This is a genomic window from Nitrosospira briensis, assembly GCF_900115125.1.
Classification (GTDB): domain Bacteria; phylum Pseudomonadota; class Gammaproteobacteria; order Burkholderiales; family Nitrosomonadaceae; genus Nitrosospira; species Nitrosospira briensis_A.
Genome location: NZ_FOVJ01000007.1, coordinates 131,343 through 154,348, shown reverse-complemented (window position 1 = coordinate 154,348; position 23,006 = coordinate 131,343). Strand labels below are relative to the sequence as shown.

Here is a 23,006-nt window from a genome sequence, read left to right as displayed (position 1 = left end):
TACCAGATCCAGAAACACGCTACCGCCAGCATCGTGATCAGTCCAAACTTGTACCACCTCGAGTCGTACCACTCCGACATGTCGTAGTCGCGACCTCCCGACTTCGCCTGGCTTGACGTTCCTAGTGTTGTTGCCATTGTGTTTTCTCCTACTATTCGTTAATCAAGTACTGCGCCCCGCCGGCGAAAAGTATCTCCTCCCTTCAATCCACCGGCAGAAGCTTCGCCAATCTGTACTGCTGAATTTGTGATACCTCAATTGTTGGTAATTGTTGGTTTGGTACTATCAATATCGTTGCCACCAGTACCGCTGGTACCACCAATATTGTTCCTACCAGTACTTTACATACCCACAACCCCGTAAAGACTATCCCTGTAGATTCACCAAGTCAAGCAGTTTGGGGCATCTGCCCGTCCCTTACGCCTCGAGCATTTCACAGCCAGCTCCTTGCAAAACACACGAGCTTTATTCAATGGTTCGCTAAACCCATGAATTTCTTCCAAAGAGGGAATGCAGACTAGCGCTTCCGGTTACCAGCGGGACAGTATTCCATCCAGTTGCTCAAGGCTGCCGTAATGAATCACTATTGTGCCCTTGCCGTTTTTGCCCGGATTTATGGCGACCTGCGCACCGAGCTTTGCGGACACATCCTCCTGTAGCCGCAGCAAATCCCGATCCCGTTTGGGATGCGGTTTTGCTACCGGATGCTCCAGCCTATGAACCAGCCTTTCCGTTTCTCGTACCGAGAGCTGCTTGTGCACCACCAGATTTGCGATCTCTATCTGCTTGGCGGGGGAAAGCGAGAGGAGTGCGCGGCTATGCCCCATGTCGATCTTTCCCTGCATGAGCAATTCCTGTACAGGGTCTGCCAGATTAAGCAAGCGCAACAGGTTGGAAACCGAGCTGCGAGAACTCCCCAAGGCTTGGCTGGCGGCCTGATGCGTCATGTCGAATTCCTTGATAAGTCTTTGAATTCCCATTGCTTCTTCCAGAGGATTCAAATTCTCACGCTGGATGTTCTCGATCAGCGACATGGCCAGCGCGGCCTCATCCGGCACCTCGCGGATGAGCGCCGGCACTTCGGAGAGTCCGGCGAGTTGCGCTGCCCGCCAGCGCCGCTCCCCGGCTATGATTTCATAACATCCGGAAGAAATGGGCCGCACCAGCACCGGTTGCATCACACCCTGCGCCTTGATGGATTCTGCGAGTTCCGCCAGGGATTCCTTATCCATGTGCGTACGAGGCTGATATTTGCCGGGTTGCAGCATCGCTATTTTCAGGTTCTGCAGCGACTCGGCTATCTTGGCGCTATCGCTGTCACCGGCCAGCAGCGCATCCAGTCCTCTTCCCAAGCCCTTCAATTTCATGATTTTTCCTGCCCGCTTTATGCTTCCAGTTTCTGTTCGTGGTCGTGTTGGCCTGGCTCGATGCTCGGATAATGCCTGTTCAGCATTTCCCCGGCCAAAGCCAGATAGGCTTGTGTGCCTTTGGATAGTTTGTCGTGATATAACGCAGGTATACCAAAGCTCGGCGCTTCCGCCAATCGCACATTGCGTGGTATCACCGTACGGTAAACCTTCTCGCCGAAGTGTTGCTGCAACTGGTCGGACACCTGTTGCGCAAGTATATTGCGAGGGTCGAACATGGTGCGCAGCAGTCCCTCGATTTCAAGCGTCGGGTTGAGATTGGCACGTACTTTTTTTATCGTATTGACGAGATCGCTTAAGCCCTCCAGCGCGTAATATTCGCATTGCATCGGAATCATTACGGCATTCGCGGCGCACAGGCCATTGAGTGTCAACAGATTGAGCGCAGGGGGACAATCGATGAGTATGAACTCGTACTCACTTTCCATCTCCTGCAACGCTGCTTTCAGGCGGGTTTCCCGTTGGGGTAAATCCACCATCTCTATTTCAGCCCCGGCCAACTCACGATTGGCGGGAATCAGATCAAATTTGCCGCTGGTAGAGAGTATGCGTACCTCGGCCATACTTCGACTGCCCAGCAATGCCTGATACACAGTGTGTTGCAGGCCGCTTTTGTCGACGCCGCTTCCCATCGTGGCGTTTCCCTGCGGATCCAGGTCGATCAACAATACCCGGCGCTTGGCAGCTTCAAGACTCGCGGCCAGATTTACGCTGGTGGTGGTCTTGCCCACACCACCCTTTTGATTGGTTATTGCCAGAATTTTTGCCATCTCACCCGCTCTCCCAGCGATGCTCGAGCCCACTCCTCGAACCCAAGGTCCCCAGTTTAATGCAGTGATCAGCGCTCCTTGAACCTATGCGCGCCTGATCAGCACCAGATGCCGCTGCGCCTCTAGACCGGGAACCGGGACCTGTAATATTTTTTCCACGGTGAACTGTGCCGGTAGCTGCACCAGCTCTTCGTGAGGATAGATACCTTTCATCGCGACAAGCATGCCGCCGCTGCTTCCTTGCAGACCGAGATGTCCAGCCAGTCTGACAAAATCAACCAGGTCGGAAAAAGCGCGGGAAATAACAATATCGAATTCGGGTTTCGGGTGAAAGCTTTCAACACGCTCAGCCACAACCTCGACATTTTTCAGCTTCAACTCGATGCGCGCCTGCTCCAGAAATACAGCTTTTTTATGATTGCTTTCGATCAGGGCCACATGCCAGTCAGGTCGCGCCAGAGCCAGCGGGATGCCGGGTAGTCCGGCACCGCTGCCAACGTCGGCAATACGCGGCCCGCCGATGTATGGCAAAACCGCGAGGCTATCGAGCAAGTGCCGCACCAGCATGGTTTCCGGCGAGCGTACCGAGGTCAGATTATGAACCTGATTCCACTTTTGAATTAGCGCAAGAAATGCCAGCAAGCGGGCTTGTATTTCGGGTGATAACGTTAGCCCCAGGAGCTCGAGCCCCTCGGAAAGCTGTGCGGGAAGACTCATGCGCTCTTCGTTTTTTTATGGCCGGAGAAACCACGCTTCACGTGTACCAGCAATAATGAAATTGCGGATGGGGTAATCCCGGATATCCTTGCTGCCTGTCCCGCTGTTTCAGGTTTGAATTGATTCAATTTTTGCTGTACTTCGTTGGAGAGGCCACGGACTGTCGTGTAGTCCAGGTCCTGCGGTAAACGGGTTTTCTCGTAGTGCGCGTTACGCACTACTTCGTCCTTCTGTCGTTCGATATAGCCGTGATATTTGGCCTGTATCTCGATCTGCTCAGTCACCGCCGGGTCAACGGCGGCTTCGCCCGCTCCCGGCAAGGTCATCAGCGCGCCATAGGACACATCAGGGCGCCGCAACAACTCGTATAACGAGTATTCGCGCTCGATAGCCTTACCGAGCACACGTGACACATCTGCCTTGGCGGAAGGATCCAGACTTGCGCCCGGATTGAGCCAGACAGTTTTCAGCCTGGCCTGTTCGCGAACGATTGCCTCCCGTTTGGCTGCAAACGACGCCCAACGCACATCATCCACCACGCCTATCCTGCGTCCTGTTTCCGTAAGCCGCAAATCGGCATTGTCTTCCCGTAGCTGCAGGCGATATTCCGCGCGGCTGGTGAACATGCGGTAGGGCTCGGTAACCCCTCGCGTGACGAGATCATCCACCAGAACACCCAGATAGGCCTCATTTCGTCCCGGACACCACGCTTCCCGCTGCTGTGTTTTAAGCGCGGCGTTGATACCTGCAAGCAATCCCTGCGCCGCCGCCTCTTCATAACCAGTCGTACCGTTGATCTGTCCGGCAAAGAACAAGCCGTTGATTGCCTTGGTTTCCAAAGAGCTTTTAAGAGCGCGCGGATCAAAATAATCGTATTCGATCGCATAACCGGGCCGGGTAATATGGGCATTTTCGAGACCCTTGATGGAACGTACCAACTTTACCTGCAGGTCGAACGGCAGGCTGGTTGATATTCCGTTAGGGTATACCTCATGGGTGGTCAATCCCTCTGGCTCAAGAAAAATCTGGTGTGACTCTTTTGCGGAAAATCGTACTACCTTATCCTCAATAGATGGGCAATAACGTGGCCCGACCCCCTCGATCACTCCTGTAAAAAGCGGGGAACGGTCGAGTCCGCCGCGAATAATGTCATGAGTGAGGCAATTCGTATGGGTAATCCAGCAGGATAATTGGCTTGGATGTTGCGCAACATTGCCGAGGAAGGAAACGACCGGGACGGGATCATCGCCAGGTTGCTCGGTAACCGCGGAGTAATCAATGCTACGACCATCCAGGCGCGGAGGAGTGCCCGTTTTTAACCGCCCGACCGGCAGCTTCATCTCGCGCAAGCGGGCTGCAAGGCTGGTAGAGGGTGGATCGCCGGCGCGTCCGGCCTGAAAACTGGTGGAACCCACATGCGCTAGTCCGGCAAGGAACGTTCCTGCCGTAAGCACTACCGCCGGAGCGGAAAACCGTATCCCCAACTGAGTGACAACCCCGGTGACCCGATCACCGGAAAGTATGAGATCATCCACCGCTTGCTGGAATATCCATAAGTTGGGCTGGTTCTCGAGGCGCCGGCGAATTGCCTGACGGTAGAGCATTCGGTCGGCCTGAGCCCGAGTCGCGCGCACTGCGGGGCCCTTTCTGGAATTAAGTATCCGAAATTGAATGCCGGCTTCGTCTGCAGCGGTGGCCATTACGCCTCCCAGCGCATCAATCTCTTTCACGAGGTGCCCCTTGCCTACGCCACCGATCGAGGGGTTACATGACATCTGCCCCAGCGTTTCGATATTTTGCGTCAACAGCAGTGTTTTTTGACCCATGCGTGCAGCTGCCAGCGCGGCCTCGGTCCCGGCATGACCGCCTCCGATTATGATTACGTCGAAATTTTCGGAAAAAAGCATAGTTCGTCCGGCCGCCTGCCGTAGTCGCGCGAAGAGGGGCATTCTACGGGAAAATGGAGAGGAGCGTAATCCATGCTCCGTTTCCCATCCCGGGCCAGCCTTCAAAGGCCTTATGTTTCACGTGAAACACCCTTGAGGCAACTGGAAAGGGTTCCGCATGCAAAGCAGGGTGCCTATCCGAACCGTCGCGCTTTCTCCACTCGACACCAACCTTCCGCCCGTATTCATCCCGGCATCAGCTTCCGTCGCGATCCCGATCCGGCCCTCTCGCCTGTACTTTTAGCAAATATAATCTAGTATGAAATACCAACAGGTGCTTACCAGCGTCAATCCTTTGGGGAGGCGCCTCGTGATCGCGGGTCCTCGTCACGAATTCTTGATGAAACGAAGCCAGCACATACCGCTCGACAACAATACTGGCTTGGCCCTATTTATTATAAGGAGATAAGAATGAATCATGACCCGGCGAATATGTCTCGCATCAACTGGATTCTGGGCGGTGTTGCGCTCGGTGCTCTGGCGATGTTCCTCCTGGATCCCGACAAAGGAAGACGCCGGCGTGCACTTGCCAGAGACAAGATGTACAGCGCGACGGTCAGGACAGGAAAACGCATTGACGCAAAGTCACGGAACCTTGCAAACCGGGCAAAAGGACTTCGCGCCGAGGCACGCCATATGTGGTCGGGGTGAAGAAGCATCGCCTCCAGCTGTTTATGAAGAGGGGGATCGGTATCGCTATTTGCCTATGCAGAAGCGAGAAAATATTTCTCCGAGCAAGTCATCCGCCGTAAATTCGCCGGTAATTGAGGACAACTCCTTTTGCGCGAGGCGCAACTCCTCTGCCAGGAGATCGGATTCTTTCCCATTCCCTAGCAGGGCTGCGGCGCTCTCCAGATGCTCACGGGCTGTAAACAAAGCGTGAAGGTGCCGTTGACGCGCCATGAATACGCCTTCACCCATTGACTGTGGCCGCCACCCTGCCATTTCCAACAATTTTTCGCGAAGGGTTTCGATCCCTTCGCCTGTTTTAGCAGAAAGGTATACTTCAGCGAAGCTTTTTCGGCTTTTAGCGGACTCGGGCCCACGCAATAAATCTATCTTGTTGTAAACGTGAAGGACCGGCAGCGGTGCGGGAAGACTGGCAAGAATTGCTTCGTCATCGGGTGTTATGCCTTGCCGGCTGTCCATGAGCAAAAGCACCAGATCAGCCTTTTCGATGACAGAGCGAGTTCGCGCGATTCCCATTTTCTCGACGATGTCGTTGGTTTCCCTTAGCCCGGCTGTATCCACCAGGTGGATGGGAACGCCCTCAAGCTCAATGAGCTGACGGATAGTATCGCGCGTAGTGCCGGGCACTTCCGTAACAATGGCCGCCTCTTCCCCAGCCAGCTTATTCAAGAGGCTCGACTTTCCTACGTTGGGCTGCCCAACCAGAACGACCCACACGCCCTCCCGCAGCAGGTTGCCTTGCCTCGCTGATGCGAAGACCTGCTGAAGCTGCGCTTGCAATCTTCCCAGCTTATCCCCAACCTCTGCCTGGTGCGGAAGGTCTACCTCCTCCTCCTCCGGAAAATCTAGAGAAGCCTCGATCAGCAAGCGGAGGTCAGTAAGTGCTTGCACCAGACTGTGTATCACGCTGGAAAATTCCCCCTGAAGAGAACGTACAGCGCACCGCGCCGCTTCCCCCGTGCTGGCGTCTATTATATCCGCCACGCTTTCAGCCTGAGCAAGATCCAGCTTGTTGTTAAGAAAGGCGCGCAGGGTAAATTCGCCCGGTTGGGCCAGCCTGGCGCCGGCGGAAAGACAACTGGCCAACAATAGATTCATCACCGCCGGGCCTCCATGGCCTTGCAGTTCCAGAATGTCCTCGCCCGTATAGGAATGTGGAGCAGGAAAAAAAAGAACGATACCTTCATCGATCACCAACCCATCTTCCCCGAGAAACTTGCTCAGACGGGCATGGCGCGCCTGGGGAATGTAACCGATGATTTTCTCCGCCAGTGATTTCAAACCTCTGCCCGAAATACGCACCACACCGATGCCGCCTCGCCCCGGCGGGGTCGCAATGGCGGCAATCGTGTCAGAATTTCCCATTTGGAGAATTGGCCGATAGGCTCAATCAATAGGAGATGGACGGTGACGGTCTCAAGTCACAGATGCTCTGATTAGTTCGCTTTTTTCTGTTTGCCGGCGGCAAGGGCGGAACCCTCGATCATGCGTGTAATCTGCCATTGCTGGAGAATGGAAAGTACGTTGTTTACCAGTGAATACAGCACTAATCCAGCCGGAAAGAAGAAAAAGAAAATACTGAAAGCAAAGGGCATGATCTGCATCACCTTCGCCTGGATGGGGTCCGTAGCCGGAGGATTAAGCCGGGTTTGTATGAACATGGAAATGCCCATTATTACCGGAAGTACGTAATACGGGTCGGGGGAGGAAAGATCCTCTATCCATAAGGCAAAGGGCGCGTAACGTAATTCCACGCTGGCGAGCAAAACCCAATATAACGAGATAAACACCGGAATCTGGACCAGAATGGGCAGGCAGCCGCCCATGGGATTGATTTTTTCGGTTTTGTAAAATTCCATCATTGCCTGGTTCATGCGCTGCCGGTCGGCCCCGTGCTGCTCGCGCAAACGCTGCAGCTTGGGCGTAACCAGCCGCAACTTCGCCATCGAACGATAACCAGCCGCGGATAACGGAAAAAAAGCGAGCTTGACCGACATGGTCAGAAGAATAATGGCCACTCCCCAGTTTCCGGTCCACGAATGAAAAAAAGACAGTAGCCAGAACAGTGGCGCCCCGATCACGGTTAACCAGCCATAATCGACTGTCAGATCCAGCCCGGGCGCAATCGATGAAAGTTTGCTCTGTTCCTCGGGGCCGGAGTAGAGGGGTACGGTAACAGTGGAGGTTTGTCCCGGTTCTACCACGCCGACAGGTACAATTACTCCTGCCGAATACTCGTTTTCGCCCAAGCGCTTCGCGTAATACTCCCGCGGCAATTTGTCTTTGGGCAGCCAGGCAGAGAGAAAATATTGCTGAAGCATGGCAATCCAGCCATTGTCCGCATTTTTCGGGTAGCTTGCGCTACCCTTGTCCAGCGCCGAGAATTCAATCTTCTTGAACTTGTCTTCCTCGGTGTAAAGCGCAGCGCCCATGTAGGTGGGTATCATGAAGAACGAGCCTACGGGCGGCTGGCTGTCGCGCAACATCTGGAAATAGGAAAATGGCTGGATCGCGTCAGTTCTTTCATTGGTGACCTCGAAACTCACGTCAATGAGATAACTTCCGCGATGAAAGGTATACACCTTTGTTACGCTTACACCCTCGGCCGGGGGTGCGACGAGCCGCACCTCGATTTTATCCTGGCCTGCCACCAGCTCATAGGTGCCTGGCTCCGCCGTATAGCGCGTCTTGTGAGTGGGTAAATCCTCCCCGATCAGCCCCGACTGCGCTACGTAGATATGCTCGGGCTCATTTTGCAATAACGCGAAAGGCTTGCTTTTGTCTTCCTTGTCAGGGTGATGCAGTAGCTCGAGGCGGCGTAGATCGCCCCCCACGGTATCGATTTCCGCGACCACCATGTCGGTTTTAACGGCAATCTTTTCCGCTGACTCAAGCTTGCTCGCTGCCTTTTCTGGAGTGACCCCTGGGGCGACCCCGCTCTTGCCCTGCTGTGTCGAAGCCAGTTCATTACCGGGTATCGGAGCCTCTCCCTGTGTGCTAGCGGAATTGCGTCCCCCCTGGGGCGCTGGCGCGCTTGTCGCTGCTGGAGCGGGGGGAAGCTGTTCTTTCTGCCACGCATCCCATAGAAATAACATGGAGGTGGAAAAAATCAGGAAGAGTACGAATTTTTGTGTATCCATCTTGCTTTGCAATTTTATGTTTTACGATACGCATAATCCGTACCGGGATAATCGGATTTAAGCGTTCTAGGGAACAGGATCATATCCGCCGCGGCTCCAGGGATTGCAACGCAATATCCGCAGGACGCTAAGGAATGTTCCGCGCAGTGCACCGTGCCGGGTTAGCGCCTCACAGGCGTAGTTTGAACAGGATGGGCTGAACCGACACGAGGGTCCAAAAAAAGGACTCAGGCAATACTGGTAGAGCTTGATGAAACCGATGATTATCCGCGACATCGCTGCAATTGAATCATGAGTCTCTCGGCTTCTTCCGTCATCCGGGACGAATCGCTGTGATTAACGCGGCAACGCAATCGCACCACCAGATCAAGTCCAGCCAAATCGCGTTGACGCGCACGAAATACTTCCCGCAACAGGCGCTTCGCCCGGTTGCGGCTCACCGCAAGCCGCTCGATTTTACCAGCGACAATCAACCCCAATCTGGAATGCAGCAGATCGTTGGGCTTTGCGAAGATCTGAAGAAATTCGCTACGTGCAGAACATCCGAAGCGAATAACAGAGGAAAATTCTTCTGCTTTATGCAACCGGTGACTTTTCGGAAAACGAATAATACTGTTCCTCTAGCTAACTTGACGCTTCGGTCAGACCCCCAGACGAACTCGTCCCTTGGCTCGGCGAGCCCGGATCACAGCCGCGCCCCCCACGGTTTTCATTCGAACCCGAAAACCATGAGTTCGCTTTCTTCGCGTGACGGATGGTTGATAAGTGCGTTTCATCGTTCCCTTCCCCTAAGCCTGATAAATAAAACTCGACATTACAACTCTTTACGAAGGTTGATGTCAACCGATATTTTTTTCTTCCCCTGTGGATAAGTAGAAGGGAAGGGTCTAAAATACACTACTCACCCCCGCTTTAGAATTTCCTCTTTTTCCCCGATCAGAATCACGACCAATACCTGCAATGGATACCTTTTGGCTTTCCTGTCTTGAACGTTTTGAAAAAGAGCTTAGCGCCCAGCAATTCAATACCTGGATTAAACCGCTGCACCTCGAGCTGTCCCCTAAAGACCACGAGCCCACCCTCACGCTGGTCGCGCCCAACCGCTTTGTCATGCAATGGGTAAAAGAAAATTTCCTGTCCCATATTGAACAGATGGCTGAAAACCATTTTTCAGGAACCGTCTGCTTTCAATTAACGCTTGCTGATCAGGTTCTCCTGAAAACAACGCCCCAGACCGCTGAACAGGCTGTGGTAACTTCACCTCCGCTTCCAGCTGCATTTGATGCCCCTGCAGTTCCCGCGTCAAGAAGTGCCGGCAGAGATCACAGGGAAAAGCGCGAAAAAAATCCCAGTCGGCTCAATCCCTCGTTTACCTTCAACACTTTCGTCACGGGGAAGGCTAATCAACTGGCGCGCGCCGGGGCTATCCAGGTGGCCGAGCGTCCTGGTGTCGCCTACAACCCTTTCTTCATATATGGTGGCGTCGGACTGGGCAAGACCCATCTGATTCAGGCTATCGGTAACTTCGTGCTGGAACACAACAGTTCGGCAAAGGTCAGATATATTCATTCAGAGCAGTATGTGTCCGACGTAGTGAGGGCTTACCAACACAAGGCCTTTGATGATTTCAAACGATATTATCATTCTCTCGACCTTTTGCTGATAGATGATATCCAGTTCTTTGGCGGCAAAAATCGAACGCAGGAAGAATTTTTTTACGCCTTCAATGCGCTCATCGAAGCACATAAACAGGTGATTATTACATGCGACTCTTACCCGAAAGAAATCTCCGGCATGGAAGAACGTCTGATTTCGCGTTTTGGCTGGGGCCTGACGGTGGCGGTTGAACCTCCGGAACTGGAAATGCGAGTAGCAATCCTGCTGAAAAAAGCGCTGATGGAGAACATTGTTCTGGACGAAAACGTCGCCTTTTTTATAGCAAAGCATATCCGTTCCAATGTTCGTGAACTGGAAGGCGCCCTGAAACGGGTACTTGCCTACTCCCGTTTTACCGGGCATTCGTTATCGCTGGATTTGGCACGGGAAGCCTTGAAAGACCTGCTGGCGGTGCAGAACCGCCAGATTTCCATAGAAAACATACAGAAAACGGTGGCAGATTACTATAAGATCAAGGTCGCCGAAATGTACTCCAAAAAGCGTTCGCGCATCGTTGCAAGACCTCGGCAGATGGCAATGGCCATATCCAAGGAACTCACGCCATTGAGCCTGCCCGATATCGGTGAAGCGTTCGGTGGCAGAGATCATACAACGGTACTGCATGGCTATCGGAAAATCGCCGAGCTACGAGCATCCGACCCCACGATCAACAGAGATTTCAACGCCTTGCTGCACATTTTGCGCGGGTGATAACCGGGGACTAAAACGGGATCATTTGGGGATAACTCGTTATTTGACCATCGCGCCAGTTCTGTCCACAAACCATCCACAGGCCATACCGGATCAATACCGTACCGAAATTTGGCTCAAGGCTATGATGTTATAACAGTTTCTATAAATATACCGGCCTTGGCCCCCCTTTATTAACGATTATTGGATTTTAAATACAATGAAACTAATAGAAACCGATAAGGATACTTTGCTAAAACCGCTACAGACGGTAACCGGCATTGTCGAGCGCCGCCATACCTTACCTATACTGTCGAATGTGCTAATTGAACGGAAACAAGAAAAAATTTCGTTCATTGCAACTGACCTGGAAATACAGATCACTACTTCCGCTGAAGACAATCATGCTGGCGGTGAAGAATACGCGGTTACGGTAGCGGCAAAAAAACTCCAGGACATACTGCGCGCACTTCCTGATAAGGCCAGGGTAGTACTCGAGATGGGCGAAAACCGGCTTCATGCCAAAGCGGGAAAAAGTCGGTTCAATTTGCAAACGCTTCCCGTCGAGGACTTCCCGAAGTTTCCGGAAAGCACCGAATCGCAAGGAAAAATAACGGTGCAACAGAAGGAACTGAAACATATCCTGTCCATGGTGCAATACGCGATGGCCCAACAAGACATTCGCTACTATTTGAACGGCTTGCTGTTGCTGGTGGAGGAAGATTACCTGAGAGTAGTGGCTACCGACGGTCATCGCCTCGCGTTTGCCTTGATGAAGCTTCAAGCGCCGCAGACGAAAACAGAAGTCATTCTGCCCCGCAAGGTAGTACTGGAACTGGCCAGGCTATTGAATGACAGTGATGAACCGGTAACGGTGGAGATTCTGCAAAATCAGGTGCGTTTCAGCTTTTCCGATGTGATATTGGTATCCAAGGTTGTGGACGGAAAATTTCCCGACTACAACCGGGTTATCCCGACAGGGTACGAAAAACAGTTCGTCATAAACCGGGTACTGCTTTTACAGACCCTGCAACGTGCTGCAATCCTTTCGAATGAGAAGTTCCGGGGCGTCCGGCTGATACTGACGACCGGCAATCTTCGCATTGTCTGCAACAACAGCGAGCAGGAAGAAGCACAGGAAGAGCTGGAACTTCAGTATGATGGCGAAGCACTCGATATCGGTTTCAACATCACTTATCTGCTGGATGTGCTGAACAATCTGAACAACGAGACAGTCCAGTGTTCATTTGGTGATGCAAACAGCAGTGCCCTGATTTCCATCCCGGGCAACGACGATTTCAAGTATGTGGTAATGCCGATGAGGATATAGGCCGGACCTGGCGAGGTCCACTACTGGTCCGGCTGAGCAAGCCGCCCTATCATTTGAAGCACCCGGTTTCGTTTCACGTGAAACCGAGAACAACAGAAGGTATAAAGCATGAACGAAAAGGACCGAATGCGGCAGCAGAAGAGCAAAAGCTCGGCCGATTATGGCTCGGACAGCATAAAAATCCTTAAAGGACTTGATGCCGTAAGAAAGCGTCCCGGCATGTATATCGGGGATACCAGCGACGGCACCGGCTTGCACCATATGGTATTCGAGGTGGTAGATAATGCGATAGATGAAGCGCTGGCGGGCCATTGCGATGAAATCTCGGTCATCATCCACCCCGACAATTCCATAACCGTGCAGGACAATGGGCGGGGCATCCCGACGGGCATAAAACACGACGACGAGTTGAAGCGCTCCGCCGCTGAAATTGTCATGACCGAACTTCACGCCGGAGGCAAGTTCGATGACAATTCCTATAAGGTATCCGGCGGCTTGCATGGCGTGGGGGTATCGGTAGTCAATGCCTTGTCCGAGTGGCTGCGCCTTACTATCCGCCGGAATGGCCAAACGCATCAGATTGAGTTCCGGATGGGTATTCCTGTCGCGCCGCTTGCTGTCACCGGCAAGACGGAGCGTTGCGGCACGGAAGTCCACTTCCTGGCAAGCAAGGACATCTTCGGCGACATCGAATATCACTACGACATCTTCGCCAAGCGCTTGCGTGAACTTTCATTTCTCAATAATGGCGTTAAAATTCACCTGGTTGACCAGCGCAATGCAAAGGAAGAAAATTTCGCTTTTGTCGGCGGGGTGAAAAGTTTCGTCGAGTACGTCAATCGCACCAAGTCGGTTCTTCATCCAACCATTTTCTACGCCACGGGGGAAAGAGACGACATCGTGGTGGAAGTTTCAATGCAATGGAACGACAGCTATTCGGAACAGGTGTTATGTTTTACCAATAATATTCCGCAAAAGGACGGAGGTACTCACCTCACCGGTTTACGCGCCGCCATGACGCGTACCCTAAATACCTACATTGAAAAAAACGAACTGGCAAGAAAAGCAAGGATTGAAACGTCGGGTGACGATATGCGGGAGGGCTTGTCCTGCGTTTTGTCGGTGAAACTGTTCGAACCCAAGTTTTCCTCCCAAACGAAGGAGAAGCTTGTCTCCTCCGAAGTGCGTCCGGCCGTGGAGGAAATCGTGTCGCAGAAGCTGGCGGAATTCCTGCTGGAACACCCAATTGATGCAAAAACGATTTGCGGCAAGATAATCGACGCAGCGAGAGCGCGCGAAGCGGCACGAAAAGCGCGCGAACTGACTCGGCGCAAAGGCGTACTGGATGGTATGGGATTACCGGGCAAGCTTGCCGATTGCCAGGAAAAGAATCCGGCGCTTTCCGAGCTTTATCTGGTGGAGGGCGATTCGGCAGGCGGATCCGCGAAGCAGGGACGCGACCGCAAATTTCAGGCAATCATGCCACTGAAGGGAAAAATACTGAATGTCGAAAGAGCCCGTTTCGACAAGTTGATTTCGTCGCAGGAAATCGCATCCCTGATAACTGCGCTCGGAACGGGTATCGGGAAGGACGAATACAATCCGGATAAATTGCGCTACCATCGAGTCATCATCATGACGGATGCGGACGTCGACGGTTCGCATATCCGCACCTTGCTGCTTACGTTTTTTTACCGGCAAATGCCGGAGCTGATAGAACGCGGCCACATCTTCATAGCCCAGCCGCCGTTGTACAAAATCAAGCATGGCAAGCAGGAACGCTACATCAAGGACGATCATGAGCTTAAGCAGTATCTGCTCGGATTGGCGCTGGCAGATTCCGAATTGCATAATCACGAAGGTGAACCGCCGCTTACCGGAGAAACGCTGCAAAATATTGCCAATGAATATCTGCTGGCTGAGGCGGTGATCGAACGCATGAGTTCTCTGATCGACAGTGAAGTCATGCATGCCCTGTTGCGGCAGCCTGCCATCGATTTGAGCAGCGAGAGCCATGCCACGGAAAGTGCAGCCAAGCTGGCAGCCCAGGTAGCATCCGCCAACCTCACTATTACACCTGAATATGATATCGCGACCGAGGAGTTCCGGCTGAAAATATCCCGGATGCATCACGGCAATGCCCGAGCCAGCTATCTGGACCAGGATTTTCTGCAAAGCGGCGATTACATTCAGGTAAAGCAAACCGCTCAGGTGCTCGACGGCCTGATGGGACCCGCAGCCTATGTCAAGCGCGGCGAAAAGAAACAGGCGGTCAGCAATTTCAAGCAGGCCCTCGACTGGCTGCTTGAAGAAGTGAAAAAAGGCATTGGAACCCAGCGCTACAAGGGCTTGGGGGAAATGAATCCCGCGCAGCTGTGGGAAACCACCATGGACCCGAAGAGCCGCCGGCTGCTGCGTGCCCAGATCGAAGACAGCATCGCCGCGGATGAAATTTTCACCACGCTGATGGGCGATGTGGTCGAGCCGCGCCGAGCCTTCATCGAGAACAATGCACTCGGAGTGCGAAATCTCGACGTTTAGTCACAAGTTATAGCTGCACCTCCGTTTTTCCCAAGCTTCTCGAGCTTCATGACTGCAAAAGGTGCCCGCAGTCACGAAACGTGGGGGGTTTATCAGAAGGATTGAAGACGGTAAGATCAATTTATAAATATCAACATCAAAGGATTGAATGTCATGTTGTCCCCGAAATTAACCCTGGAAAATGTCGACCCCGATGTCTGGCGAGCAATCAAAGGTGAAATACAGCGCCAGGAAGAATATATCGAGTTGATTGCCTCGGAGAACTATGCCAGCCCGGCCGTGATGCAAGCGCAGGGATCGGTGCTGACCAACAAATACGCGGAGGGCTATCCCGGCAAGCGTTATTACGGCGGTTGTGAATATATGGATGTAGTGGAGCAGCTGGCAATCGACCGGGTGAAGGCGCTGTTTGATGCGGAGTACGTCAACGTACAACCCCACTCCGGGTCCCAGGCAAATGCCGCGGTCTATTTAACCGCCCTGAAGCCCGGCGATACGCTCCTCGGCATGTCGCTTGCCCATGGTGGACATTTGACGCACGGCGCGTCGGTCAACCTCAGCGGCAAGATTTTCAACGCGATTTCCTACGGGCTCAATCCTGAAACAGAGGAGCTTGATTACAACGAGGTAGCGCGGCTGGCGCGCGAGCACAAGCCCAAAATGATCGTTGCCGGGGCGTCCGCTTATGCCTTGGTGATAGACTGGAAACGTTTCCGCAAGATTGCCGATGAGATAGGCGCTTACTTGTTTGTCGACATGGCGCATTACGCGGGGTTGGTGGCAGCAGGTTTTTACCCCAATCCTGTCGGCATCGCCGATTTTGTTACCAGTACCACCCACAAGACCTTGCGTGGACCGAGAGGCGGCATCATCATGGCCAAACCGGAGCACGAGAAAGCGCTTAATTCCGCGATTTTCCCGCAAACCCAGGGGGGGCCCTTGATGCATGTGATCGCTGCGAAGGCGGTCGCGTTCAAAGAGGCTGCTACCCAGGAGTTCAAGAATTACCAGGAGCAGGTGATCGAGAATGCCCGGGTGATGGCAAAGGTATTGCAAGAACGCGGTCTGCGCATCGTTTCCGGGCGCACCGATTGCCATATGTTTCTGGTGGACCTTCGTCCCAAGCATATTACCGGCAAGCAGGCGGCCGAGTCGCTGGAGCTGGCGCATATCACCGTCAACAAGAATGCCATACCCAATGACCCGCAGAAGCCGTTCGTCACCAGCGGTATCCGTCTCGGCACGCCGGCCATGACCACCCGTGGTTTCAAGGAAATTGAAGCAGAACAACTGGCGAACCTGATTGCGGATGTGCTCGAAGCACCGGCCGACTCTGCTGTAATTTCGCGAGTGGCGCACCAGGCCAAATCGCTATGCGCAAAATTCCCTGTTTATCAGCATTGATCGAAAAAGAGGACCTTATATTTCCCTGACCGCCAAAGCAGTTCACGCAGGATCAGCAGATTCAGCGGCTTCATTTCTGGAAGAATCATGAAATGCCCCTTCTGCAATGCGGATGATACAAGCGTAATCGATTCCAGGGTGAGTGAGGAAGGCGACAGAATACGTCGCCGCCGGCGGTGCCTTACGTGCGATAAACGCTTTACCACCTATGAAACAGTGGAGCTGCGCCTGCCGCAGGTAGTAAAACAGGATGGCAACCGTGCCGAGTTCGATCGCAAAAAACTGCTGACCAGTTTCATGCGGGCCTTGCACAAGCGCCCTGTTCCGACCGAAGAAGTGGATGCGGCGATGGATCGTATCGTGCAAAAACTTCTTGGTCTGGGCGAGCGGGAGATACCTTCGCGCAAGATCGGCGAAATGGTAATGGAGGAACTCTACAAACTGGACAAGGTTGCCTATATCCGCTTTGCCTCGGTTTACCGGAGCTTTCAGGGCGCAGACGATTTCCACAACGCGATTAAAGAGCTTCAAAGGCCGCAAAAGAAAAAAGAAGCAAAAAAATCCTGATTTGCAACGCGGTCATTCCAAAGCTCTTCCTTGCGCCGCACGGGACAAAGCAAAACTCGAACTGCGAGCTTCCCGGTATTCTGGAAGAACAGGTAGAACTACGAGGCCCATATGTTCTCGGCGACTGATCATGGCTACATGGCCCAGGCCTTACGGCTTGCCGAAAAAGGATTGTATGGCACCAGCCCTAACCCTCGCGTCGGATGCGTGCTGGTGCGAGACGGCAAGGCGGTGGGAAGCGGCTGGCACAAACGCGCCGGCGAGCCTCATGCTGAAATAAATGCCCTTGCTGTGGCGGGGGCAGCCGCGCGAGGCGCGACGGCATATCTTACGCTGGAACCGTGCAGCCACCATGGGCGAACTCCTCCTTGTGCCGAAGCGTTGATCAAAGCCGGTGTTGCCAGGTTAGTAACAGCCATGAAAGACCCGAATCCCCTGGTGTCAGGCAGAGGTTGCGCGTTAATGGAAGAAGCCGGGATAACCGTGCAAACCGGCTTGATGGAAGCGGAAGCAAGGGAGCTAAATATCGGGTTTATTACCCGCATGGCCGAGGGGCGTCCGTGGGTGAGGATGAAAATCGCGGCGAGCCTTGATGGCAAGACCGCGCTTAACAACAGCGTCAGCCAATGGATTACCAGCGAGCACGCGAGGCGTGACGTCCATAGGCTTCGTGCCCGCTCCTGCGTGGTGATGACGGGTATCGGCACCGTATTGGCGGACGATCCGCAACTCACTGTGCGCCATATCAAAACTTCGAGGCAGCCATTGAGCGCAGTCGTGGATAGCCGGCTGGAAATCCCGGTGGACGCCAGCCTGTTGCGTGGCGCGGGGGAGTTGATCTTTACCGCTACCGCGAGTGAGGGAAAAATCCTGGCATTACACGACATGGGCGCCCGCACCATCGTATTGCCCGATGAAAATGAGAGTGTTGATCTTGCTGGAATGATGCGCAGGCTCGCCGATTTTGAGATCAACGAGGTGCTGGTCGAGGCGGGCTGCAGATTGAACGGTGCACTCATCAACGCCGGACTGGTGGATGAGCTGGTCATTTATCTGGCCCCCTATCTGCTGGGGGACAGGGCACGGGGCATGTTCAAGCTGGCGGAATTGACCGATCTTGCGGAGAAACGTCCAGTCAAGATCCGGGACTTGCGTATGGTGGGGCCGGACATACGCGTGACCGCGCGTTTTTCGTGACCGCATTAGAAGAAGTTCCGGTCTGGTTCATGTTTTGGCAGGATACTTGGTGAGCTTCCGCTGCAAGGTCCGGCGATGCATTTTGAGTATTCTCGCCGTGACTGAAACGTTGCCTTTGTTCTCGTTCAAGACCCGCTGGATATATTCCCATTCGAGCCTGCCCACCGACAACGGATGAGAACTGATCTGTACCTCCGCATCGCCCGAGGTGCGCTCAAACGCAAGCATGATGTCATCCGCGTCAACCGGTTTCGCAAGGTAATGGGTCGCCCCGAGTTTAATTGCTTCCACTGCCGTGGCAATGCTGGCGTACCCCGTCAACATGACAATCCGCGTGCCGGGGTCAAGGGCATGCATTTTTTCAACCAGGGTCAGCCCGGAAGTGCCCGGCAGTCTGAGATCGATAATTGCATACTCGGGTGCACACGATTCGGCGCATTCCAGCGCGTGTTCGACCGTATCCGCACACGTGACATTGAACCCTCGTTTTCTCATCGCGTTTGCGAGTACGGTACAAAAAGTCGAATCATCGTCGACGATCAGCAGGGTGGGACGGTCATCCACCTCCGTCATTGTTTCGCTTGTTGTCATATTGTCGATTGCGTCGATTGCCGTATCAGAGGGAGTATGACCTGCGTGCAGGCGCCGCCTTCGCGATTGGTCAGCCGCACGCTACCGCCGAAGCGCTCGATATTCGCGTTCGCAAGAAACAGGCCGATTCCGAAACCCTGCCCTGGCGCCTTGCCTGTAAAAAAGGGTTGGCCCGCGCGCTGTACCGCTTCTCCCGTCAGTCCTTCGCCGTCATCCAGGATTTTAAGATGTAATTCCTGGTAATTCCAGTTGACTTCGATTTCGATATGTTTCAAGGACGCGTCGGCAGCATTATTCAACAGGTTTAAAATGGACTGGCTCAATAGCTGCGTATTGAGAATCTGCGGAGCGGGTTGTACACCGCTGCCACGGTAAGTGAACTGGACGGAAGGCCGCATCAATTGCCACTTGTCCAACACCTGCCGCAAGAAATGATCGACGGCCTGTCCGCTGCCATCTTCAGCCCGTGCCTGCCCGGCATCTGCCAGCAACTGAGTCAATGTGCGCTTGCAATGGGCTATCTGGTCACGCAATATCCTGATATTGCCCTGGAATTCATTGTTCTCTGTGTATTCATTCTGCAATTCTCCTGTTACCACCGCCATCGTCGCAAGTGGCGTGCCGAGTTCATGGGCGGCGCCCGCGGCGAGCGTCCCAAGGGCGATGATTTGTTCATTGCGTAATGCCTGTTCGCGAGCCAATGCCAGGTCCTTGTCGCGTTCGCGAATAGAGATCCCCATCTTGACAACGAACCACGCGATTAATACAGTGCTTAGCACAAAGGCCAGCCACATTCCGGACACATGCAAGTTGAACTCGCTGTTATGTTCTTCATGGTCATGCGGCAACGGCACATAATAAAACAGCAGCAGGGTGTAACAGCTAATCGTGATGGCGGCCATTACCCACGTGTAGGCCCACGGCAAGGCGGCTGCGGCGATCGTCAGCGGCAACAGATACAGCGAGATAAAAGGATTGGTCGAGCCGCCGCTGAAATACAGCAATGCGCTCAACGCAAAAACATCAACCAGTAGCTGCACAAAAAATTCAATACTGGATACCGGCAACTTGCGGCGGAGGCGCACCCAGGTCGCCAGATTCAGGACAGCCAGCATGACCGCTACCCCAACCATCGGGGTCCACGGAAGCTCCATCTCGAGTATCCAGTGCGCCAGCGCAAAGGTTACGCACTGGGCAGCGATCACAATATTCCGGAGCAGAAACAGGCGGTGTAGATTTTTGCTCAGTGGCGACTGGCTGGAATTGCTGAACATTGGGTTGCCGGTTCGTGCTCGACGTCTTAGTGGATGATGTAACCCGAACATTAGCGTATATTGCCACTCAGGACCATGCGGCAAATTGCCGCATGTCCCGTCATACGGGGTATACAGGAAAGCCGATGCGACCTGCGTCTATTGTATTTGAAAGTGGAGTATCTGATGTTCACCGGAATTGTCGAGTCTATCGGAGAGATAAAACGCGTCAAACCTTTAGTGGACGGCATAAGCTTGAGTATTGCGCCCGTCCCCGGCGTGCTGGATCTGGACGATACCAAAACCGGCGATAGCATCGCGGTAAACGGCGTGTGCCTCACCATCACCTCGCTGGCTAACGACCTGTTCTCGGTAGATGTGTCACGCGAAACATTGAATTGTACCGAAGGTTTGGATAAGCAGGGCGGGCGAGTCAACCTCGAACTGGCAATGCGCCTCTCCGACAGGTTAGATGGCCACCTGGTGAGCGGTCACGTGGATGGCGTCGGCGAAGTGGTCAAGTTCGAGCCGGCGGGAGAAAGCTATTTGCTGGTGATCAGGGCGCCCGGCTCACTATTGAAGTATATTGCCCGGAAGGGTTCAATTACAGTTAACGGGGTTAGCCTCACGGTAAATCGGGTGGCTGGAGCAGAGCTGAGGATCAATCTCATCCCGCATACCCTGGCAGTGACAACCCTGAAGGACTTGAGAGCGGGTGCCAGGGTGAACCTGGAGGTCGATATGTTGGCGCGATATGTAGAGCGCCTGCTGACTGCAAGTGCCGCGCATGATTTATAAGCACATGGGTTAAGGTAGAGGTTTGACATGATTACCAGCTCCATTCAGGAAATAATTGCCGAAATCCGGACCGGCAAAATGGTGATCCTCGTAGATGAGGAAAATCGTGAAAACGAAGGGGACTTGGTTCTGGCGGCGGATTTTGTTACGCCGGCAGCGATAAATTTCATGGCGACGCATGGCCGTGGCCTCATTTGCCTGACGCTGACAGAAGAACGCTGTCGCAAGCTCAACCTGCCTTTGATGGTTGTGGCCAACCGCTCGCCGCTAGGCACGAATTTCACGGCTTCCATAGAGGCGGCCAGCGGCGTTACGACAGGCATCTCCGCCGCTGATCGCGCTCGTACCGTGCAGGCGGCGGTGAATCCGGATGCAAAGCCTGATGATATCGTCCAGCCCGGACATATCTTTCCCCTGATGGCGCAAAACGGCGGTGTGCTGGTGCGTGCCGGCCATACCGAGGCGGGCTGTGACTTGGCGAAGCTGGCGGGACTGACCCCGGCCTCGGTGATCTGCGAAATTCTGAAGGAAGACGGGAGCATGGCGCGGCTGCCTGATCTGATCGAATTCGCCGCAAGGCATCAACTCAAGATCGGCGCCATTGCCGATCTCATCCATTACCGCAGCCGTACCGAAAGCCTGGTCAAAAGGGTGGCTGAACGTTCGGTCCAGACGGTTCATGGCGAGTTCCGCCTCGTCGCCTATCTGGATAAGACCGTTAACGCCACGCATCTGGCTTTAATCAAGGGCACAATCGATCCGCAAACGGAAACCTTGGTGCGCGTGCATGAGCCGCTTTCCATCATGGATTTGCTCGACATAAAGGACGACACCCACTCGTGGAACGTAAATGATACGCTTCAACTGATGGCGGGCGCGAAAAGCGGCGTTGTCGTGCTGCTCCATTGCAGGGAAAGCGCGGCGGAATTGATGGAACGCGTGATGCCGTCAAAAACAAAACGTATTGTTCCACGGACAGACTTGCGCGATTACGGTATCGGTGCGCAGATACTCAAGGATCTGGATGTGGGTAAAATGCGGCTGCTGGCTGTTCCGCGAAAAATGCCAAGCATGGCGGGTTTCGGACTGGAAGTAACGGGATATCTGGAGCAGGAAGATAAAAGTCAGACGCAAGACCGCTGAAGACCGAACGTTCGGTCACATGTCCGGTTTATAGTCTTTTGCGCAGGGAAACATTTTTGACGTATCACATGACAACGGGAGCCACCGGCTTTCATCCCCGCAGGGACGCTCGCAATAGGCTTTATTGCAGCAGTTTTGTTTTAAAGGAGCAAACATGGCTCGGTATGAAAACATTCTTGAACTCGAACCTGACCTTAACGGGGAAGAGTTACGTATCGGCATCGTTATGAGCCGCTTCAACATCGATGTCAGCGAAGGGCTGCTTGGCGCCTGTACGGCAGAACTGGCAAAGCGGGGCGTGGATGAAGCAGGCATGTTGCTCGTGACCGTCCCGGGTGCGCTGGAGATCCCCATGGCCTTGCAAAAAATGGCCCTAACCGACCAGTTCGATGCGCTGATCGCCCTCGGTGCGGTGATCCGGGGCGACACCTATCATTTTGAAGTCGTTTCCAATCAATCGACCAGCGGCGTCGCCGCCGTGCAGCTGGATACCGGCATTCCCATTGCCAACGGCATACTCACGACCGATACTGACGACCAGGCGTTGGCCCGCATGAGCCAGAAAGGAACCGAAGCCGCGAAGGTGGCGATCGAAATGGCCAATCTGCTGAGAGAACTTGACGACGTGACCCAATGAAACCGATACGATGATACAGACGAAGCCGGGAAAGCAGGCGGAAGCCGATATGCCAGCGAAGGAGCCCATTAAGCCGGGCCGCAAAACCCGCCGTCGCCTGGCCCGCGAATTGGCTTTGCAGGGGCTTTACCAATGGTGTGTGGCGGGGGGAACCGCTGAGGCAATCGAAGCACAGTTGCATGAAACCAGGGAGTTTCCCAAGACAGACGAGAAATACTTCTCGGGGCTGCTGCGGGGCGTCCTGGCGAACGTGCCGACACTGGAAGAGCAAATTCAGCCTTATCTCGATCGGCCGCTGAAGGAACTCAGTCCCGTTGAAATTTCCATACTGCTACTCGGCACCCACGAGCTGAAGAGCCATCCCGAGATACCTTATCGGGCAGTGATCAATGAAGCCGTCGAGCTGGCAAAAAGCTATGGCGGAACCCATGGACACAGGTACGTGAACGGCGTATTGGATAAATTGGCAGCGAAGCTGAGGGCAGTCGAGATCAATGCACGAGTTTGAT

The 23,006-nt window shown here is 53.8% G+C and carries 22 protein-coding genes; 11 read left to right on the top strand and 11 right to left on the bottom strand.

Annotated features, from left to right (window positions below; all coding sequences use genetic code 11):
* Positions 1-530: 530 nt before the first annotated feature.
* From BMZ14_RS12740 to mnmG, 4 genes are all read right to left on the bottom strand, one after another.
* On the bottom strand, positions 531-1,370 hold the full coding sequence (locus BMZ14_RS12740) for a ParB/RepB/Spo0J family partition protein (RefSeq protein ID WP_074798178.1): 840 nt from the start codon (positions 1,368-1,370) through the stop codon (positions 531-533).
* A 14-nt stretch (positions 1,371-1,384) separates the two neighbouring features.
* The gene (locus BMZ14_RS12735) at positions 1,385-2,197 is read right to left on the bottom strand and encodes a ParA family protein (RefSeq protein ID WP_074798175.1); all 813 of its coding nucleotides are present in this window, start codon (positions 2,195-2,197) and stop codon (positions 1,385-1,387) included.
* A gap of 84 nt (positions 2,198-2,281) precedes the next feature.
* Entirely contained in the window at positions 2,282-2,914 is a 633-nt protein-coding gene (gene rsmG / locus BMZ14_RS12730) for a 16S rRNA (guanine(527)-N(7))-methyltransferase RsmG (RefSeq protein ID WP_074798173.1), read from the bottom strand.
* Positions 2,911-4,821 (bottom strand): tRNA uridine-5-carboxymethylaminomethyl(34) synthesis enzyme MnmG, encoded by a 1,911-nt coding sequence (mnmG, locus tag BMZ14_RS12725; protein WP_074798171.1) that lies wholly within the window; start codon positions 4,819-4,821, stop codon positions 2,911-2,913. The genes rsmG and mnmG overlap by 4 nt, the downstream gene beginning before the upstream one ends.
* Positions 4,822-5,271: 450 nt before the next feature.
* Between mnmG and BMZ14_RS12720 the strand changes: the two genes are divergently transcribed.
* Positions 5,272-5,511 carry a YtxH domain-containing protein gene (locus BMZ14_RS12720; protein ID WP_074798169.1) on the top strand — a complete coding sequence of 80 codons (240 nt, stop codon included), beginning with the start codon at positions 5,272-5,274 and terminating at the stop codon, positions 5,509-5,511.
* Positions 5,512-5,556: 45 nt separating this feature from the next.
* On the opposite strand, the gene mnmE is transcribed toward BMZ14_RS12720, so the two are convergent.
* The 5 genes from mnmE to rpmH all read right to left on the bottom strand — a co-directional run bounded on the left by mnmE (position 5,557) and on the right by rpmH (position 9,466).
* Positions 5,557-6,915 (bottom strand): tRNA uridine-5-carboxymethylaminomethyl(34) synthesis GTPase MnmE, encoded by a 1,359-nt coding sequence (gene mnmE / locus BMZ14_RS12715; protein WP_074798167.1) that lies wholly within the window; start codon positions 6,913-6,915, stop codon positions 5,557-5,559.
* Positions 6,916-6,986: 71 nt separating this feature from the next.
* Positions 6,987-8,690 (bottom strand): membrane protein insertase YidC, encoded by a 1,704-nt coding sequence (gene yidC, locus BMZ14_RS12710; RefSeq protein WP_074798165.1) that lies wholly within the window; start codon positions 8,688-8,690, stop codon positions 6,987-6,989.
* A gap of 66 nt (positions 8,691-8,756) precedes the next feature.
* Positions 8,757-8,966, bottom strand: a complete 210-nt coding sequence (gene yidD / locus BMZ14_RS12705) for a membrane protein insertion efficiency factor YidD (protein ID WP_074798162.1) — start codon at positions 8,964-8,966, stop codon at positions 8,757-8,759.
* Positions 8,954-9,298, bottom strand: a complete 345-nt coding sequence (rnpA, locus tag BMZ14_RS12700) for a ribonuclease P protein component (protein ID WP_083396787.1) — start codon at positions 9,296-9,298, stop codon at positions 8,954-8,956. Before rnpA ends, yidD begins: the two co-directional genes overlap by 13 nt.
* Before the next feature lie 33 nt (positions 9,299-9,331).
* On the bottom strand, positions 9,332-9,466 hold the full coding sequence (gene rpmH, locus BMZ14_RS12695) for a 50S ribosomal protein L34 (protein WP_074798158.1): 135 nt from the start codon (positions 9,464-9,466) through the stop codon (positions 9,332-9,334).
* Between the two features lie 184 nt (positions 9,467-9,650).
* Between rpmH and dnaA the strand changes: the two genes are divergently transcribed.
* The 6 genes from dnaA (at position 9,651) to ribD (ending at position 18,075) form a co-directional block, all read left to right on the top strand.
* Positions 9,651-11,057, top strand: coding sequence for a chromosomal replication initiator protein DnaA (gene dnaA, locus BMZ14_RS12690; RefSeq protein WP_074798156.1), 1,407 nt, complete (start codon positions 9,651-9,653; stop codon positions 11,055-11,057).
* Between the two features lie 199 nt (positions 11,058-11,256).
* Positions 11,257-12,366: a DNA polymerase III subunit beta gene (gene dnaN, locus BMZ14_RS12685; protein ID WP_074798154.1), complete on the top strand. Its 1,110-nt coding sequence runs from the start codon at positions 11,257-11,259 to the stop codon at positions 12,364-12,366.
* A 108-nt stretch (positions 12,367-12,474) separates the two neighbouring features.
* A complete protein-coding gene (gene gyrB / locus BMZ14_RS12680) occupies positions 12,475-14,907 on the top strand; it encodes a DNA topoisomerase (ATP-hydrolyzing) subunit B (protein WP_074798152.1) in 2,433 nt (810 codons plus the stop codon).
* A gap of 153 nt (positions 14,908-15,060) precedes the next feature.
* On the top strand, positions 15,061-16,311 hold the full coding sequence (gene glyA / locus BMZ14_RS12675) for a serine hydroxymethyltransferase (RefSeq protein ID WP_074798150.1): 1,251 nt from the start codon (positions 15,061-15,063) through the stop codon (positions 16,309-16,311).
* A gap of 87 nt (positions 16,312-16,398) precedes the next feature.
* Complete coding sequence (gene nrdR, locus BMZ14_RS12670) at positions 16,399-16,878, top strand: transcriptional regulator NrdR (protein ID WP_074798148.1); 480 nt, start codon at positions 16,399-16,401, stop codon at positions 16,876-16,878.
* Positions 16,879-16,989: 111 nt separating this feature from the next.
* The gene (gene ribD / locus BMZ14_RS12665) at positions 16,990-18,075 is read left to right on the top strand and encodes a bifunctional diaminohydroxyphosphoribosylaminopyrimidine deaminase/5-amino-6-(5-phosphoribosylamino)uracil reductase RibD (protein ID WP_074798146.1); all 1,086 of its coding nucleotides are present in this window, start codon (positions 16,990-16,992) and stop codon (positions 18,073-18,075) included.
* A gap of 27 nt (positions 18,076-18,102) precedes the next feature.
* Here ribD and BMZ14_RS12660 read toward each other — a convergent pair whose 3' ends face one another.
* Together BMZ14_RS12660 and BMZ14_RS12655 are read right to left on the bottom strand one after the other, a co-directional pair.
* Complete coding sequence (locus tag BMZ14_RS12660) at positions 18,103-18,666, bottom strand: response regulator transcription factor (protein WP_074798144.1); 564 nt, start codon at positions 18,664-18,666, stop codon at positions 18,103-18,105.
* The gene (locus BMZ14_RS12655) at positions 18,663-19,940 is read right to left on the bottom strand and encodes an ATP-binding protein (protein ID WP_074798142.1); all 1,278 of its coding nucleotides are present in this window, start codon (positions 19,938-19,940) and stop codon (positions 18,663-18,665) included. The genes BMZ14_RS12660 and BMZ14_RS12655 overlap by 4 nt, the downstream gene beginning before the upstream one ends.
* Before the next feature lie 165 nt (positions 19,941-20,105).
* On the opposite strand from BMZ14_RS12655, the gene BMZ14_RS12650 reads away from it, so the two are divergent.
* The 4 genes from BMZ14_RS12650 (at position 20,106) to nusB (ending at position 23,005) form a co-directional block, all read left to right on the top strand.
* Complete coding sequence (locus BMZ14_RS12650; RefSeq protein WP_074798140.1) at positions 20,106-20,717, top strand: riboflavin synthase; 612 nt, start codon at positions 20,106-20,108, stop codon at positions 20,715-20,717.
* A 27-nt stretch (positions 20,718-20,744) separates the two neighbouring features.
* Positions 20,745-21,860, top strand: coding sequence for a bifunctional 3,4-dihydroxy-2-butanone-4-phosphate synthase/GTP cyclohydrolase II (ribBA, locus tag BMZ14_RS12645; protein ID WP_074798138.1), 1,116 nt, complete (start codon positions 20,745-20,747; stop codon positions 21,858-21,860).
* Between the two features lie 154 nt (positions 21,861-22,014).
* A complete protein-coding gene (gene ribH / locus BMZ14_RS12640) occupies positions 22,015-22,497 on the top strand; it encodes a 6,7-dimethyl-8-ribityllumazine synthase (protein WP_074798136.1) in 483 nt (160 codons plus the stop codon).
* A 49-nt stretch (positions 22,498-22,546) separates the two neighbouring features.
* Positions 22,547-23,005, top strand: a complete 459-nt coding sequence (gene nusB, locus BMZ14_RS12635; RefSeq protein ID WP_074798216.1) for a transcription antitermination factor NusB — start codon at positions 22,547-22,549, stop codon at positions 23,003-23,005.
* The last annotated feature ends 1 nt before the right edge of the window (position 23,006 follow it).

Bases quoted from the DNA above. Each gene is read 5' to 3' on its own strand.
- mnmG (WP_074798171.1), bottom strand. From the start codon at position 4,821: ATGCTTTTTTCCGAAAATTTCGACGTAATCATAATCGGAGGCGGTCAT.
- rsmG (WP_074798173.1), bottom strand. From the start codon at position 2,914: ATGAGTCTTCCCGCACAGCTTTCCGAGGGGCTCGAGCTCCTGGGGCTA.
- nusB (WP_074798216.1), top strand. From the start codon at position 22,547: ATGCCAGCGAAGGAGCCCATTAAGCCGGGCCGCAAAACCCGCCGTCGC.
- dnaA (WP_074798156.1), top strand. From the start codon at position 9,651: ATGGATACCTTTTGGCTTTCCTGTCTTGAACGTTTTGAAAAAGAGCTT.
- yidC (WP_074798165.1), bottom strand. From the start codon at position 8,690: ATGGATACACAAAAATTCGTACTCTTCCTGATTTTTTCCACCTCCATG.
- ribD (WP_074798146.1), top strand. From the start codon at position 16,990: ATGTTCTCGGCGACTGATCATGGCTACATGGCCCAGGCCTTACGGCTT.
- dnaN (WP_074798154.1), top strand. From the start codon at position 11,257: ATGAAACTAATAGAAACCGATAAGGATACTTTGCTAAAACCGCTACAG.
- rpmH (WP_074798158.1), bottom strand. From the start codon at position 9,466: ATGAAACGCACTTATCAACCATCCGTCACGCGAAGAAAGCGAACTCAT.
- BMZ14_RS12660 (WP_074798144.1), bottom strand. From the start codon at position 18,666: ATGACAACAAGCGAAACAATGACGGAGGTGGATGACCGTCCCACCCTG.
- BMZ14_RS12735 (WP_074798175.1), bottom strand. From the start codon at position 2,197: ATGGCAAAAATTCTGGCAATAACCAATCAAAAGGGTGGTGTGGGCAAG.
- yidD (WP_074798162.1), bottom strand. From the start codon at position 8,966: ATGTCGCGGATAATCATCGGTTTCATCAAGCTCTACCAGTATTGCCTG.
- glyA (WP_074798150.1), top strand. From the start codon at position 15,061: ATGTTGTCCCCGAAATTAACCCTGGAAAATGTCGACCCCGATGTCTGG.
- BMZ14_RS12720 (WP_074798169.1), top strand. From the start codon at position 5,272: ATGAATCATGACCCGGCGAATATGTCTCGCATCAACTGGATTCTGGGC.
- mnmE (WP_074798167.1), bottom strand. From the start codon at position 6,915: ATGGGAAATTCTGACACGATTGCCGCCATTGCGACCCCGCCGGGGCGA.
- ribH (WP_074798136.1), top strand. From the start codon at position 22,015: ATGGCTCGGTATGAAAACATTCTTGAACTCGAACCTGACCTTAACGGG.
- BMZ14_RS12655 (WP_074798142.1), bottom strand. From the start codon at position 19,940: ATGTTCAGCAATTCCAGCCAGTCGCCACTGAGCAAAAATCTACACCGC.
- ribBA (WP_074798138.1), top strand. From the start codon at position 20,745: ATGATTACCAGCTCCATTCAGGAAATAATTGCCGAAATCCGGACCGGC.
- gyrB (WP_074798152.1), top strand. From the start codon at position 12,475: ATGAACGAAAAGGACCGAATGCGGCAGCAGAAGAGCAAAAGCTCGGCC.
- nrdR (WP_074798148.1), top strand. From the start codon at position 16,399: ATGAAATGCCCCTTCTGCAATGCGGATGATACAAGCGTAATCGATTCC.
- BMZ14_RS12650 (WP_074798140.1), top strand. From the start codon at position 20,106: ATGTTCACCGGAATTGTCGAGTCTATCGGAGAGATAAAACGCGTCAAA.